The organism is Streptomyces sp. NPDC051555, assembly GCF_044454405.1.
Lineage (GTDB): Bacteria > Actinomycetota > Actinomycetes > Streptomycetales > Streptomycetaceae > Streptomyces.
In genome coordinates, this window is record NZ_JBITDP010000001.1 from 516452 (window position 1) to 529292 (window position 12841).

Genomic DNA, 12841 nt, shown 5'->3' on the forward strand with positions numbered 1-12841 from the left:
GTGGCGGCCCGGTCAGGACGCCCAGCGCATGCCCAGTTCCGACAGGGCGGCCCGCCGCTCCGGAGCCAGCCCGGACGCGCGGGAGCGCTGGTTGGCGATCCAGGAACCCAACCGCAGCTCCTCCCCGCCCAGCGGCTCGACATGGGTGCGCGGTACCTGGAGGTGACCCTCGCGGGCCTGGAAGCGGCGGGCCGCGGCCAGGTTCGCGGCCCAGGCGTCGGCGTGCGCCCGGCGCGGTCGCGGGCGCTCGGACTCCGGGGCCGGACCCGTCCCCAGACCGTGCTCCAGCAGCCACCGCTGCGCCGGGGTCAAACGCTCCCACCCCAGGCGCTGCGCGCGCAGCCACTGCCCCAGGTCCTCGCCCTGCACGTACACCTCCCCGGGCTCCAGCGGCAGCGCGCCGCCCGCCTCCAGCCGCGCCCGGGTCAGTCGGTAGGCCCGCTGCCAGGAGATGTCCCAGTCCGGGCACCAGCCGGGATCGATGTCGTCCAGGGCCGCGTGACGCTCCGCCGACAGCGCTCCCGGACCCTCGCGGCGGGCGGCGGCGCGCTGGTTCTTGGCCCAGATGCCGACCGGGTGGCCCTCCCAGGTGGAATCCACCGGCGGCAGCAGGTGGCCGTGCGCCCGCGCCCAGGCGCGGGCCGCCGTCAGCCCCTCCTCGAAGGCCACGTCGAAGGCGCTCCACACCATCCCGAGCGCGTCCAGCTCCGCGGTCCGCCGCCGGCCGAGGGATCCCCGGCGGTAGGCGCGCCGCGCGTCCGAGATCCACTGCCCGAGCGGGAAGCGGGCGAGCCCGGGCGGCCAACCGTCCCCGCCCGCGGGCGCCTTGAACCCGAAGGGCACCTTCAGGTCCCCGGTTCCGGCGACGTAGTGCGCGGACGCGGCGAGCCCGCGCCGCCAGTGCTCGTGCTCGGGGTGCAGCACCCGCAGCCGGATGAAGGCGGCGAGCAGCGCCGGATCGCGGGGGGTCGAGAAGCTGAGCAGTCCCGCGGCCCCGCTGTTCTGCGCGGCGCCCGCCCCGGCCGTCCTCGAAAGCCCGGGCGCCGCACCCGGACGCTGCGGCTCGGCCAGCGACTCCACGAGCCTGCTGTCGTGCGCCCGCAGCGCCTCCAGCAGTCGCGCCAGGCTGCCGTACGCCCGTGAGGTGAGCATCGTCTCCGGGGTCTCGCCCGGGCCCAGCAGCACCGGCACCACGAGGGAGGCGACCTTCCCCTCGCCGGGGCGGATCCGCAGCGCCCGGCCCACGGCCTGCACCAGATCCGGCATCGAGTCGCGGACGTCCGCCCAGAAGACGGAGTCGCACTCCTTGGTGTCCACCCCCTCGCCGAGCACCCGGACGCTGCCGAGGAAGGCCTTCTCCGCGATCCGGTCGGCCGCGAAGGCGTCCAGCACCCGCCGCCGGTGCGCCGCCGGGTGCTGCCCGCCCAACCAGTCCGCCCACACGGTCCGCGGGTACACCGGGCGGGGGGCCCGGCTGGTCATCCGCAGCCGCGCCGCCACCGCGGGCAGCCCCGCCGCGAACGCCTCGGCCTCCCGGGTCAGGTGGTGGAAGACCAGGGTGCGCCGGAAGCCCTGGTCGGCCGCCGCCTTGACCAGAGCGGTCTGCAACGCCGCCAACCGGGCCCCGCGCACCTCGTCCGAGCGCCCCCGCGGGCCCAGCAGCACCGCCGCCTGGAACTCCGGATCGCTGACGTCCACGCACACCACCCGGTACGGCGCGCAGATGCCCCGGTCGATCGCCTCGGACAGGGACAGGGTGTGGCAGCGGGCGCCGAACGGTCCGTCCGGATCGTCCTCCATCGAGGCGACCAGCACCCCGCCGGGCACCCGGCCCCCAGTGCGGTCGCCCTCCGTGCGGTCGCCCCCGGTGGGGCGGTCGTCCTCCGTGGTCTCGGGGTCCTGCCAGACCCGGGGCGTGGCGGTCATGTACAGCCTGCGGACCGCCGGGATCCGGGTGTTGTCGTGCACCACTGCCCAGGGCTTGCCGATCCGTCCGGACGTGCGGTGGGCCTCGTCGACCACGATCAGGTCCCACCCCGGCAACCCGGCGCGATGCGCCCCCTCGACGATGCCGAGGCCGAGGGAGGCGTAGGTGGCGAAGACCGTGACCTGGGGCACCGGTCGGCACCACTGCGCGATCCGCTCCGGATCGGTGGTGCTGGGCACGCCCACTTCCGTGCCGCGCAGCGAGCACACGGCGAGGAAGCGCCCGGTGCGACCGCCCTCGCGCCAGGCGGCGACGGTCTGCGTCAGCAGGTCGAGCGAGGGCACCAGGACCAGCACCCGCCCGGCCCCGAGGGCCTCGGCGGAACGGACGGCCACCAGGGACTTCCCGGACCCGGTGGCCATGATCACCTGGGTGCGCAGCCCGGCTGCGGGCAGCTGCCCGCCCACGGGCAGCTCCAGTGCCCGCACGACGGCGTCGACGGCCTCGCGCTGGTGCGGGCGCAGGACCCTCCGTGCCATCCGTCGTACTCCGCTCGCCCCGTCTGATCAGCCCGTTCGGCTCCAGTCACTATCCTGCCCCGAGATTGAAGCATCCAGTGACCGCGCGGTCGGGTGTCGTCGAGCGACGTTCGAGCGGAAGGCGCCCTTCCCCCAGGGCCTGTCGTCAAAGGCCCCGGCCGAGGGCGCCCGCGGGCGCCCCCTCGACCGGGGTCACATGCGGGCGCCGAAGTTCTGGGTCCACCAGGGGCCGCCGGACCCGTTGTGGATGCCGACCCCGATGTCCTTGAACGAGCAGTTGAGGATGTTGGCGCGGTGGCCCGGGCTGTTCATCCAGGAGTCCATGACCGCGGCGGGCGTCGCTTGGCCCCGCGCGATGTTCTCGCCGTACGTCGACCAGCGGTACCCGGCGGCGGTGATCCGCTTGCCCGGGTCGGCGCCGTCGGGGTTGGTGTGGTCGAAGAAGCCCCGGTCCGCCATGTCGTCCGACTGGCCCTGGGCGGCGGCGCGCAGCTGGGCGTCGTCCTTGAGCGGCCCGCAACCGGCCGCCGACCGCTCCTGGTTGACCAGTGCGATCACCTGGGCCACGGTGCCCTGCGGCGCGGCGAGCGCCGGACGCGGAGCCGAGGGGCGCGGGGCGGGCGTCGCGCTCCCGCTCCCGGAGGCCGATGCGGAGGCCGAGGCCGAGGCGGAGGGCGAAGCGGACGCCGAAGCGGAAGCCGAAGGGGACGGAGAGGCGGACGCCGAGGCGGAGGGGGAGGCGGAGGCCGAGGCCGACGGCGCCGACCCGGCGGTGGAGAGCGCGGCCAGCGGTACACCGGGAGCCGCGGCGGTCGTTCCCTCCTCACCCGATCCCGGCAGGGCGCCACCGAGGTACAGGGCCCCACCACCGGCCATGCACGCGACGACCACGCCGCCCGCGATGACCCTGCGGCGCGTGCGGCGCCGCTTGCGCGACGCGCCCCGGCCCACGTCACCGCGCCCCCCGGCCGCGTGGGCTCCGGAGCCCTTGGCGGCGCCGGACGCGTGGGCGACGTACGAAGGAATGGTGTCCGGGGAGGCGGCGTAGGAGAAGGCGGCCGGAACCGTGGTGGCCTCGTGGACCGAGGCCATGAGGGCAGCCGCGACGGGGACCAGGGCCAGCCCGGCCAGCAGGCCCTCCGCCGGGACCAGGCCGTTCCACAGCCCCGCGCAGCGCAGGCACTCGCGCGCGTGCCGGGCTATTCGCTTGCGCCACAGCGCCGACGGGAGCCCGTCCCAGCCGCCGGCCACCGCCCGCAGCGCGTCGCAGGGCGGCTGGGCGTCCAGCGCCCGCTCGACCACGCGCGCGGACTCCAACTGCGCCTTCATCCGCTGCACGCGCACGGCGGTGTGCTGCGGGGACAGCTCCAGGGCGGCCGCGACCTCCGACCGGGTCAGTTCCCCGGCGCACTCCAACCACCACAGGGACAGCAGCGCCCGGTCGTCGGGCTCCAGCCAGCGGGTGGCCCGGGCGGTCTCGCGCCGCTGCCCGGTGAGGTTCAGCTGTACGACGGTCAGGTCCACGAAGTCGGCGCCCGGATCGGCGAGTTCCCGGGCGGCGTCCAGCCCGCTCGCGTCGGGGCCGGTGCTGCGCGCCTCCCAGTGCGCCCGCACCCGGTTCATCGCGATCGCCACCAGCCACGACCGGAAGCTGTCGTCGGACCGCAGCCCGCCCAGGCCGTCGAGGGCCCGCAGCATGGTGTCCTGGACCACGTCGTCCACGTCGACGGACCCGTTCAGAGCCCGACCGACGATGTTGTAGACGAGCGGCAGGTGGGCGCCGACGAGTTCGTCCTGCGCCCCCGGATCGCCCGCCCGGGCGGCCGACACCAGCGCTGCGGTGTGCTGAGTACTCATGTGATGATCCCTGTCCGTACCGGCGGTCGATGGTGCCCAATACATGGGAGACCGCCGAGCGGGGCCCCGATAACACTTATCGGTGAGCACTCTCTCGCACAAGGGCGCGTGGGGCGCACCGGGGTCCGGATCCAGGTCCTCACATCCTAGAAAATGGGGGCATAGGGGGTTGCGTGGGGCAGGGGCTCGTTCACCCAGCCCGCCGCGAGCACGAGGCGGGAGGAGCGGTCCACCGCGAGGAATCCGAAGGGCCGCCGGAAGGCGACCTCGGCGCGACGGACGCGGTAGCGGGTCGTCGGCGCGCCGCCGCCCGCCCGCATGCTCACCGCGGTGAGGGCCGCGGCCTCGAACCCCGTCGCGTGGAAGCGGGCCATCGCGGACTGCCGCGCCGAGCCGACGGCCAGCGGGGCGGAGCTGATCCCCGGGAAGTGGCCGAAGGCGTCGTCGGACGCGGTGTCCAGACCGAACAGCCGGGCGTGGTCGAGGAGGTCGTGTTCGGCCCGGAGGTCGAAGGCCACGGTCTTCTCGATCAGATACGGATCCGGCGAAAAGGACTCGACCGTGCTCACGTCCAGTCCCGGCCCGGGGGTCCCCTCGGGCAGGGTGCTCGCGCCCTCGGCGGGCGTCCTCCCGGTGACGGCGGCGATCCCCGCGCCCAGCACCTCCCCGGGAGCGGCGTCGGGGGCGCCGAGCAGCAGGTGGACGTCGACGCCCGTCCTCCCCTCCACCTCCAGGAGCGTGACCGGTCCGGCGGGCGACCGCGTCACCCGGACCCGGTCCAGCTCCCGGGTGGTCCGTTGCAGGCCGAGGAAGCGCTGCCCGGACCACGGGCCGTCGTCGGTCCCGGTCGGGATCGCGTCGAAGGGCCGGCGCCAGGTCACCCGCAGTGCGAGCGCCGAGGCGAGCACCATGAGCACCTCGGGGCCCACGGGCGCCGGCGTGTGCTCGATCAGGCCGTCCGTGCGCTCGGCCGCCCACCCGTCCAGCACCGGCCGGTCGACGTCCGCGTCCCCCGTCAGCGTCCCGCGCGCGCCGTCCGGCAGGGCGTCGGTCCAACGCTCTTCCAGAGGGAGGTCGGCCCGGGTCCACAGGCCGGTCGCCGCCACCAGGCCGGGGACCCGGCCGAGCCCGTCCAGCAGCTCGCGGGCCGCGGCCGCGGCCCCCTCGGCGGGTATGCCGAGGGCCCGCGCCAGCTCCTCGCGCGCGGGGCCGCCCGCGCCGTCGGCGAGGAGGGCCAGCAGCGGCCAGACCCCGGCCGCGGTGAACACCGTGCCCCCGGCGTCGGGTCGGACCACCGCGGCCCAGCGTTCGGTGAGCCGGTTGACCGCGTGCAGCGTCGTGATGTCCATGCGCGGAGGCTACGGGCCGGGGCGCCTCCCGTGTCGGTGGATTTCGCGGGGGGCCGCGGGGGGACCGGGGGCGCCCCGGTGGATCAGTGGCCGCGCAGCCCCTGGTCCACGGCCGTCATCAGTTCGCCGTCCGCGGTGTCCCCGTCCAGGGACCAGAACATGGCGCCGCCCAGGCCGTGTTCACGGATGTACGCCGTCTTCGTGCGCAGCACCTGCGGGTCGTCGTAGGTCCACAGGGTGGTCCCGTCGAACAGCCAGGCGCTGCCTGCCCGCCGGTCCCGGTGCAGTGTGTACGCGCCCGAATCGGCCAGCTTCTTCAGCGCCTTGTAGTCCTCGTACCCGGCGGACCAGGTCGCGGGCGCCGGCGCCGTCGCGGGCTTCCCCATGCCGTTGCCGCCGCCGGTGACCCCGGTCCAGCCCTGGCCGTAGAACGGCATGCCCATCACGAGCTTGCTCGCGGGCGCCCCGCGCCGCAGCCAGGCGTCCACCGTGCCGTCGACGCTGAAGTCGTCGCGCGCGTACAGGGCCGACTGCTGGGCGGTGGTCTTCTCGCCGGAGACGTGGAAGTCGTAGCCCTGGAGCGTGACGAAGTCCAGGTCCCGCATGATCTTCCGGACCTCGAAGCCCGCGTCGATCTTGGCGGGGGCGGTCGGGACGAAGGCGGTCAGCTGGTACTTCTTCTTCTGGGTCCGGCCGTAGGCGTCGAGCTGGGTACGGAACTCCTGCACCAGCGCGGTGAAGTTCCGCTTGTCCTCGGGCCGGTAGGTGGTGTCGGTGTCCCCGGGCGATCCGGGCCACTCCCAGTCGAGGTCGATCCCGTCGAAGAGGCCCGCGGCCGCACCGGCGCCGCCGCGGGCGCCGTCCTGGGGCAGGTTCCCCTTGACGTAGAGGTCGATGCAGGACTGGACGAGCGCCTTGCGCGAGGCGGGGGTCCGGGCCGCGTCCGAGAGGTGCGTGGACCAGCTCCAACCGCCCAGTGAGATCTGCGCCTTGAGGCCCGGGTGCTTGGCCTTGAGCTCGCGCAGCTGGTTGAAGTTCCCGGCGAGCGGCTGGTCCCAGGTGTCGGCCACCCCGTCGACCGAGCCCGCGGCGTCGAGCGGGCGGGCGTAGTCGGCCCAGGCGTCCGCCTCACCGGGGACGTTGCCGGTGAAGCACTTGCCGTCCGCGCCGATGTTGCCGAAGGCGTAGTTGATGTGGGTGAGCTTGGCGGCGGCGCCGCTGGTCTCCAGGTTCTTGACCTGGAAGTCGCGCCCGTAGACGCCCCATTGGGTGAAGTAGCCGACGCGGTTGTACGTGCGCCCGTGACCGAAGTCGGCGTCGGCGCGGTCGGTGGCGGCTCCCGCGGCGGGCGCGAAGGCCGCCAGGAGGGAGAAGGAACAGGCGGCGACGGCCAGCCTGCCGAGCGTGCTGCGGCGCATGGGCTTCCTTTGCGGATGCGGGGAGTGGTGCTCCTGAGCCGTGCTGTGCGCGTGCTGTGCATCCCGGAAGGTATTGGTCTGGACCAGGGTGGTCAAGGGGGCGGCGGGTGTCCGGGGGCCGCTCGGGGCTCGCTCGGGGGTCTGAGCGGGGGCGCGTTCAGGGAAGCGGCGTGCTCAGGAGAGGGGCGGTGCTCAGGAGAGGGGCCACTGGCCGATGTCGTCGGCCGTCCCGCCGTTCAGCGCGAACTGCACCGCCGACGGGCGGGCGTCGCGGGGCAGCTCGAAGGTGACGCTGCCGGTGGTCCGGTCGCCGGGCGCGAGGGAGTGTCCGTCCGGGAACTCCGTCCCGGCCGTCGTCGCCCTGGCCACACCGGAATACCGCTTGCCGCCCAGGTCCAGGAGGTACGAGCCGTCGCGCGGGGCGTCGGTGTAGGCGGCCGTCCCGGTGTTGACCAGGCGGAACTCGACGGAGACGAGCCGCTGCGCCGGATCCCGTGCGGGATCCGCGGTGCGCGGGGTCGCCGGATCGGTCACGGCGACGAGGGTGACGTCGAGCAGCTCGCCGGGCCCATTGCCGCGCAGCGAGATCGTCTCTCCGGTGGGCCCCGCGGGGAGCCGGCCCTGCGCTTCCGCGACGCCGGGTCCGGGTCCGGCTCCGAGGAGGGTCGGCGCGGCGAGGGCGAGCGTGAGGGCGAGGGTCAGGGTGAGGGCGGGCGCGGCGAAGGAGGGCCACAGACGGCGCATGGCGGAACCTCCTCGGGCGTGGGGCCACCTCCCACCATCCCCCTCGGCGCCCGGCCCCGCCACCTGCGACGCTCCCCGCCGGGGCCGGGGAGCGCCCCGGGAGCGGCCGCTGATCCCGTCCGATGACCACATGCTGGAAACGATTGGATCATCCGCGTGCCGCGTGCGAAGCTAAGGCCATCGAAGGGGCGTAGCTCAGTTGGTAGAGCGTTGGTCTCCAAAACCAAATGTCGTAGGTTCGAGTCCTGCCGCCCCTGCAAGGAAAACCCCCCGAAGCCCGGGGTGAACGCGCCGCGTTCACCCCGGGCTTCGGGCGTTCGGGTGGTCCACGGGGCGTTCGGATCAGACGTTGGGGACCTGGAGAAGGTCCCAGGTGGTGCGGCCGGGGGGCCAGCTGGCGGCGGTACCGGTGAAGCCGCACGTGCGCTGCCACGCCTCGTAGCTGGTCTTGTCACCGGGTCCGATGACGTCCTTGTCGCGGCTCGACTCGTACCGGTCGCACCCGACGGCGACCAGGCGGTCGTGCATGGCCGAGACGATCGGCGAGCGGCGGCCCGTGGTGAACCAGGCCGCGCCCGGGAACGGCTCGAAGGTGGGCGCGGTGACGGGTGGTGCCCAGCGCCAGGCGGTGATGGCGCTCCCGCCGCGGGGGTCCTGGGGATCGGCGGTCGGCGGGCACTCGCCGTCCGGGTAGCGGGGGGCGAAGTAACCGGTGACGTAGCTGCTGCGGCGGGGGTTGGAGTGCGACCAGACGCCGTTGCCCTGCCCGTGGTCCACGGCCCCGGCCCGGATGGAGTTGCCGCCCTTGGTGTACACGGTGTCCGCGTCGAAGCCGGTGACCATCTCGGTGTGCGCGCCGTTGCCGAAGTTCACCCAGGCGCCGGCGCTGGGGTACGCGGACCACTGGCCGCGGCGCTGCGCCCAGTCGCTGAACGCCGAGACGTTGTCGACTTTGGGCACGATCGCGTCGAGACCGGCGTCGTGGTAGGTGCACCAGTCGAAGATGACGCACCACGCGACTCCGTCCTCGCCGAACTCGCGTCCCCAACGCGTGTAGTTGTCCCAGCCGACGGTGCTGTTCCAGCCTTCGTAGATCTGCTCGGGTACGGACATCAGGTGGTCGGTGAGCTGCCGCCACTGGGGTGAGGTGCTCATGGGGATCCTCCAGGTGTGACGGGGTGTGACCGGGGCGGTGGGAATTCGGGGAGCGCCTCGGACGGCGCGGGTCGTCCGGTAGCGTCGCGGCGGGCGGGCGGGCGGGCAGCCGGCAGCCGGACGGGGCCCGCCCGAGTGAGGTATCAGGAGCTGTTGATCTCCCAAGTGGTCCCCCCGAATGTGGCGGCCGATGCGTCCCTGAGCTGCTGTATCGATTCAGCTCCTTCTCGTGGCCACCAGCGGCGCCGCGATCCGGGGCAACGGCAATGCGGCCGGGCCCGGTCGGCGGCCCACGGGGCTCCGCGGGCGGCGCGGGCGGTCGGGCGCCGGCACCAGGGCGCGGATGGTCTGGCAGAATTGTCCGGGTTACCCCCGGGCGGCGCGTACCAGGAAACCGGTGTGAAACCGGTACGGTCCCGCCACTGTGACCGGGCCCTCGCGGGTCCGGGAGTCAGACACTGACGTGCCGCCTCTTCCTTTCGACTTCCTTTCGACCAGGGGACGAGGATCCCCCGGAGAGGCTCCGCCATGTCGCGTTTCCGCGCCGCCCTGCGCGCGCTCACCCCGCTCGCCCCCCTGACCCTCCTGATACCGCTCGTCGCGTGCGGCGCCGCCGAGGAGGGAGCGACGGGCGAGGGTGCGGCGCGGCCGACGTCCGGCGCCGCGGGGTTCCCGTACACGGTGACCAACTGCGGTGTGACCACGACGTACCGGGAACCGCCCCGGCGCGCCGTCGCCATGAACCAGCACGCCACCGAGGTGCTGCTCGCCCTCGGCCTCGGCGACCGGATGGCCGGCACCGCCTACATCGACGACGCCGTCCTGCCCGCGTACCGGCCCGCCTACGACAAGATCAAGGTGTTGGCGAAGGAGTACCCGTCGAAGGAGCTGCTCCTCGGCGCCAACCCCGACTTCGTCTACGGGGGTTACTCCAGCGCCTTCGACAAGTCCCAGGGGCGCGACCGCGAGACGCTGGGGAAGAGCGGTATCAACACCCGTCTCAGCGTGGAGTACTGCACCCAGGGCCCCGTCCGATTCGAGCAGTTGAAGACCGAGATCACCGAGGTGGCCCGTACCTTCGGGGTGCCCGACCGGGGCGCGCGGCTGATCGAGGACGAGCAGCGCCGCATCGACGCCGTCGCGGCACGCGTGAAGGACACGACGCGCCCGACCGTCTTCGTCTACGACTCCGGGGAGACGGCGGCCTTCACCTCGGGCGGCAACGGCATCGGCAACGAGATCGTCTCGCTGGCGGGCGGGACGAACGCCTTCGCCGACCTGAAGGACACCTTCGGCGACGTGTCCTGGGAGAAGGTCATCGAGCGCAAGCCCGACATCGTGCTGATCTACGACTACGGCGGGACCGGCGTCGAAGCCAAGAAGCAGCGCCTGTTGAACGACCCGGCCCTCGCCCAGGTTCCCGCGATCAGGGACCGGCGGTTCGTGGTCCTGCCGCTGTCCTCGGCCGTCCTCGGGGTGCGCGTCGCCGACGCCGTCGAATCCCTCGCCGGTCAGCTGCACCCCGACGCCCGGTGAGGGCGGACCGCCGCCGCACCCCGCTCGTCCTCGTCCTCCTCGCCCTCGCGCTCGCCGCCTGCGCGGTGGCGGGCCTGGCCCTGGGGCCGGTGCGGATCGCTCCCGGCCAGGTGCTGGGGATCGTGGCGGACGGACCGCGCCCCGGTGCCTTCGCCTCCATCGTGTGGGACGTCCGGATGCCGCGCGTGCTGCTGGCGGCCGTGGTCGGAGCCGGACTGGCCGTGACGGGGGCCGTGTTGCAGGCCCTCGTGCGCAATCAGCTCGCCGACCCGTTCCTGCTCGGCGCGTCCTCCGGGGCCTCTGCGGGCGCGGTGGCCGTCATCGTGCTCGGCCTCGGAGCGGGCGTCGCGACCAGCGTCACGCTGCCCCTGGCCGCGTTCGTCGGATCGCTCGGCGCGTTGGTCACCGTGTACGCCCTGGCCCGGCGCGGCGGGACCATGACCACCGGGCGGCTGATCCTCGCCGGGGTCGCCGTCCAGTACATCCTGTCCGCGCTGACCAGCCTGGTGCTGGTCCTCTCGGCGCGGGCCGAGGAGGTCCGCTCCATCCTCTTCTGGACGCTCGGGGGCCTCGGCGGGGCGCGTTGGGACGAGCTGGCCCTGCCCGCGGCCGTCCTGGCCGTGGGGACCGGGCTGCTGCTCGGCCTCGCCCGGCCGCTGGACCTGCTGCTCGCCGGCGAGGAGGACGCGCGGACCCTCGGGCTCGACACCGGTCGCTTCCGGGCCGCCGTCTTCGTGCTGACCTCCCTGGTCATCGGAGTGCTGGTGGCCTTCAGCGGTGCGATCGGTTTCGTCGGGCTGATGGTTCCCCATGCCGCCCGGATGGTCGTCGGCGCCGGGCACCGGGCGCTCCTGCCGGTGGCCGCGCTGGGCGGGGCCGTGTTCCTGATGCTGGCCGACCTGGTCGCCCGTACCGCGGCGGCGCCCGAGGAGATTCCGGTCGGCGTCGTCACCGCGCTGGTCGGCGGCCCGTTCTTCCTGTGGATGCTGCGGCGCTCCAGCCGCAGCGAGGGGGTGACCGGATGACGGCGTCGCCGCCCTCGCGGGCGCTGGAACTACGGGCCGAGGCCGTGCGTTACGAGGTCGACGGGAAGCCGCTGTTGCACGGCGTCGACCTCACCGCCCATCCCGGCGAGACGGTCGGCGTGGTCGGTCCGAACGGCAGCGGCAAGACCACCTTGCTGCGCTGCGTGTACGGCACCCTGCGGCCCACCGGCGGGCGGGTCGTGCTGGACGGCGTGGACGCGGCCTCGCTGGGCGTCAAGGAACGGGCCCGTCGGGTCGCGGTCGTACCGCAGGACGCGAGCGGCACCTTCGGGCTGACCGTGCGCGAGGTGGTGGCCATGGGGCGCAGTCCGCACAAACGGTTCTGGGAGCAGGACGGGCCGGCCGACGCCCTGCGCGTCGCCGGCGCACTGGAGACGGTGGGCGCCGGGGAGCTGGCGGCCCGCCGCTTCGACGAACTGTCCGGCGGCGAGCGCCAGCGCGCGCTCGTGGCCCGTGCCCTCGTCCAGGAACCCGGCCTGCTCGCGCTCGACGAGCCGACCAACCACCTCGACATCCGCTATCAGCTGGACGTCCTCGGCCTGGTCCGGGACCTGCCCGCCACGGCCCTGCTGGTCCTGCACGACCTCAACCTCGCCGCGTCCTTCTGCGACCGGCTCTACGTCCTGGAGGCCGGACGGGCGGTGGCGTCCGGACCGCCGGGAGAGGTCCTGACGGAGGAACTCCTGGCCGAGGTGTACGGCGTGCGCACACGGATCACCGCCCACCCCACCACCGGCGCACCGAACATCGTCTACCTGCCCTGAGCGGACGGCGAGGGGGCGGCGCCCGGTGTACGCGGCGCCGCCCCCCTTGAACCGTCGCGCCGACTACCGCGTGGTCGCGCCGCCGGCGCCGCTCCCGTAGGGGCGGGTGATGATCTCCATCCCGTGCCCGGACGGGTCCAGGAAGTACAGCCCCCGGCCCCCGTCGTTGTGGTTGATCTCGCCGGGCTGCTTCTGCATCGGATCGGCGAAGTACGTGATGTCCTTCGCCCGGATCCGGGCGAAGGACGCGTCGAACTCCGCCTCGGAGATCAGGAAGGCGTAGTGCTGGGGGGTGAGCGTCCCGGACGGGACGGTGGCGAAGTCCAACTGGACGCCGTTGGCGGTGTCGACGGGGACGAAGGGGCCCCACGCGGGACCGACTTCGAGACTGAGGACGTGTGCCAGGAATTCGGCCGACTCCCGGTTGTCGCGGGAGTGGATGATCGTGTGGTTCAACTCGACTGACATGGGTGAATGCCTCCGCAAGGCACCTCACGGCCACCTCC

The 12841-nt window shown here is 73.9% G+C and carries 10 protein-coding genes, 1 tRNA gene and 1 riboswitch; of the genes, 4 read left to right on the plus strand and 7 right to left on the minus strand.

Annotated features, from left to right (window positions below):
- Nucleotides 1–12 precede the first annotated feature (12 nt).
- The 5 genes from ACIBEA_RS02195 to ACIBEA_RS02215 form a co-directional block, all read right to left on the minus strand.
- On the minus strand, nucleotides 13–2466 hold the full coding sequence (locus ACIBEA_RS02195; protein ID WP_399256963.1) for a Helicase associated domain protein: 2454 nt from the start codon (nucleotides 2464–2466) through the stop codon (nucleotides 13–15).
- 192 nt (nucleotides 2467–2658) lie between these two features.
- Complete coding sequence (locus ACIBEA_RS02200) at nucleotides 2659–4323, minus strand: sigma-70 family RNA polymerase sigma factor (protein WP_399256965.1); 1665 nt, start codon at nucleotides 4321–4323, stop codon at nucleotides 2659–2661.
- 146 nt (nucleotides 4324–4469) lie between these two features.
- On the minus strand, nucleotides 4470–5672 hold the full coding sequence (locus tag ACIBEA_RS02205) for a serpin family protein (protein WP_399256967.1): 1203 nt from the start codon (nucleotides 5670–5672) through the stop codon (nucleotides 4470–4472).
- Between the two features lie 83 nt (nucleotides 5673–5755).
- Complete coding sequence (locus ACIBEA_RS02210; RefSeq protein ID WP_399256969.1) at nucleotides 5756–7090, minus strand: glycoside hydrolase family 18 protein; 1335 nt, start codon at nucleotides 7088–7090, stop codon at nucleotides 5756–5758.
- 192 nt (nucleotides 7091–7282) lie between these two features.
- Nucleotides 7283–7834, minus strand: coding sequence for a DUF4352 domain-containing protein (locus ACIBEA_RS02215; protein WP_399256971.1), 552 nt, complete (start codon nucleotides 7832–7834; stop codon nucleotides 7283–7285).
- A 184-nt stretch (nucleotides 7835–8018) separates the two neighbouring features.
- On the opposite strand from ACIBEA_RS02215, the gene ACIBEA_RS02220 reads away from it, so the two are divergent.
- A tRNA-Trp gene (locus tag ACIBEA_RS02220) sits at nucleotides 8019–8091 on the plus strand.
- Between the two features lie 85 nt (nucleotides 8092–8176).
- Here ACIBEA_RS02220 and ACIBEA_RS02225 read toward each other — a convergent pair.
- Nucleotides 8177–8989: a peptidoglycan-binding protein gene (locus ACIBEA_RS02225; protein ID WP_399256973.1), complete on the minus strand. Its 813-nt coding sequence runs from the start codon at nucleotides 8987–8989 to the stop codon at nucleotides 8177–8179.
- 346 nt (nucleotides 8990–9335) lie between these two features.
- Nucleotides 9336–9471, plus strand: a riboswitch (cobalamin riboswitch).
- A gap of 46 nt (nucleotides 9472–9517) precedes the next feature.
- Between ACIBEA_RS02225 and ACIBEA_RS02230 the strand changes: the two genes are divergently transcribed.
- The 3 genes from ACIBEA_RS02230 to ACIBEA_RS02240 are packed head-to-tail and all read left to right on the plus strand — an operon-like array spanning nucleotide 9518 to nucleotide 12335.
- Entirely contained in the window at nucleotides 9518–10525 is a 1008-nt protein-coding gene (locus tag ACIBEA_RS02230) for an ABC transporter substrate-binding protein (RefSeq protein WP_399256974.1), read from the plus strand.
- On the plus strand, nucleotides 10489–11550 hold the full coding sequence (locus ACIBEA_RS02235) for a FecCD family ABC transporter permease (protein WP_399257899.1): 1062 nt from the start codon (nucleotides 10489–10491) through the stop codon (nucleotides 11548–11550). Before ACIBEA_RS02230 ends, ACIBEA_RS02235 begins: the two co-directional genes overlap by 37 nt.
- Nucleotides 11547–12335, plus strand: a complete 789-nt coding sequence (locus tag ACIBEA_RS02240; RefSeq protein WP_399256976.1) for an ABC transporter ATP-binding protein — start codon at nucleotides 11547–11549, stop codon at nucleotides 12333–12335. The genes ACIBEA_RS02235 and ACIBEA_RS02240 overlap by 4 nt, the downstream gene beginning before the upstream one ends.
- Nucleotides 12336–12398: 63 nt before the next feature.
- Here ACIBEA_RS02240 and ACIBEA_RS02245 read toward each other — a convergent pair whose 3' ends face one another.
- Nucleotides 12399–12803 carry a VOC family protein gene (locus ACIBEA_RS02245; protein WP_399256978.1) on the minus strand — a complete coding sequence of 135 codons (405 nt, stop codon included), beginning with the start codon at nucleotides 12801–12803 and terminating at the stop codon, nucleotides 12399–12401.
- Nucleotides 12804–12841: the final 38 nt, after the last annotated feature.

What these genes read in the sequence shown, in the direction of transcription:
- ACIBEA_RS02195 (WP_399256963.1), bottom strand. Translation starts at nt 2,466, where the DNA reads ATGGCACGGAGGGTCCTGCGCCCGCACCAGCGCGAGGCCGTCGACGCC.
- ACIBEA_RS02200 (WP_399256965.1), bottom strand. Translation starts at nt 4,323, where the DNA reads ATGAGTACTCAGCACACCGCAGCGCTGGTGTCGGCCGCCCGGGCGGGC.
- ACIBEA_RS02205 (WP_399256967.1), bottom strand. Translation starts at nt 5,672, where the DNA reads ATGGACATCACGACGCTGCACGCGGTCAACCGGCTCACCGAACGCTGG.
- ACIBEA_RS02210 (WP_399256969.1), bottom strand. Translation starts at nt 7,090, where the DNA reads ATGCGCCGCAGCACGCTCGGCAGGCTGGCCGTCGCCGCCTGTTCCTTC.
- ACIBEA_RS02215 (WP_399256971.1), bottom strand. Translation starts at nt 7,834, where the DNA reads ATGCGCCGTCTGTGGCCCTCCTTCGCCGCGCCCGCCCTCACCCTGACC.
- ACIBEA_RS02225 (WP_399256973.1), bottom strand. Translation starts at nt 8,989, where the DNA reads ATGAGCACCTCACCCCAGTGGCGGCAGCTCACCGACCACCTGATGTCC.
- ACIBEA_RS02230 (WP_399256974.1), top strand. Translation starts at nt 9,518, where the DNA reads ATGTCGCGTTTCCGCGCCGCCCTGCGCGCGCTCACCCCGCTCGCCCCC.
- ACIBEA_RS02240 (WP_399256976.1), top strand. Translation starts at nt 11,547, where the DNA reads ATGACGGCGTCGCCGCCCTCGCGGGCGCTGGAACTACGGGCCGAGGCC.
- ACIBEA_RS02245 (WP_399256978.1), bottom strand. Translation starts at nt 12,803, where the DNA reads ATGTCAGTCGAGTTGAACCACACGATCATCCACTCCCGCGACAACCGG.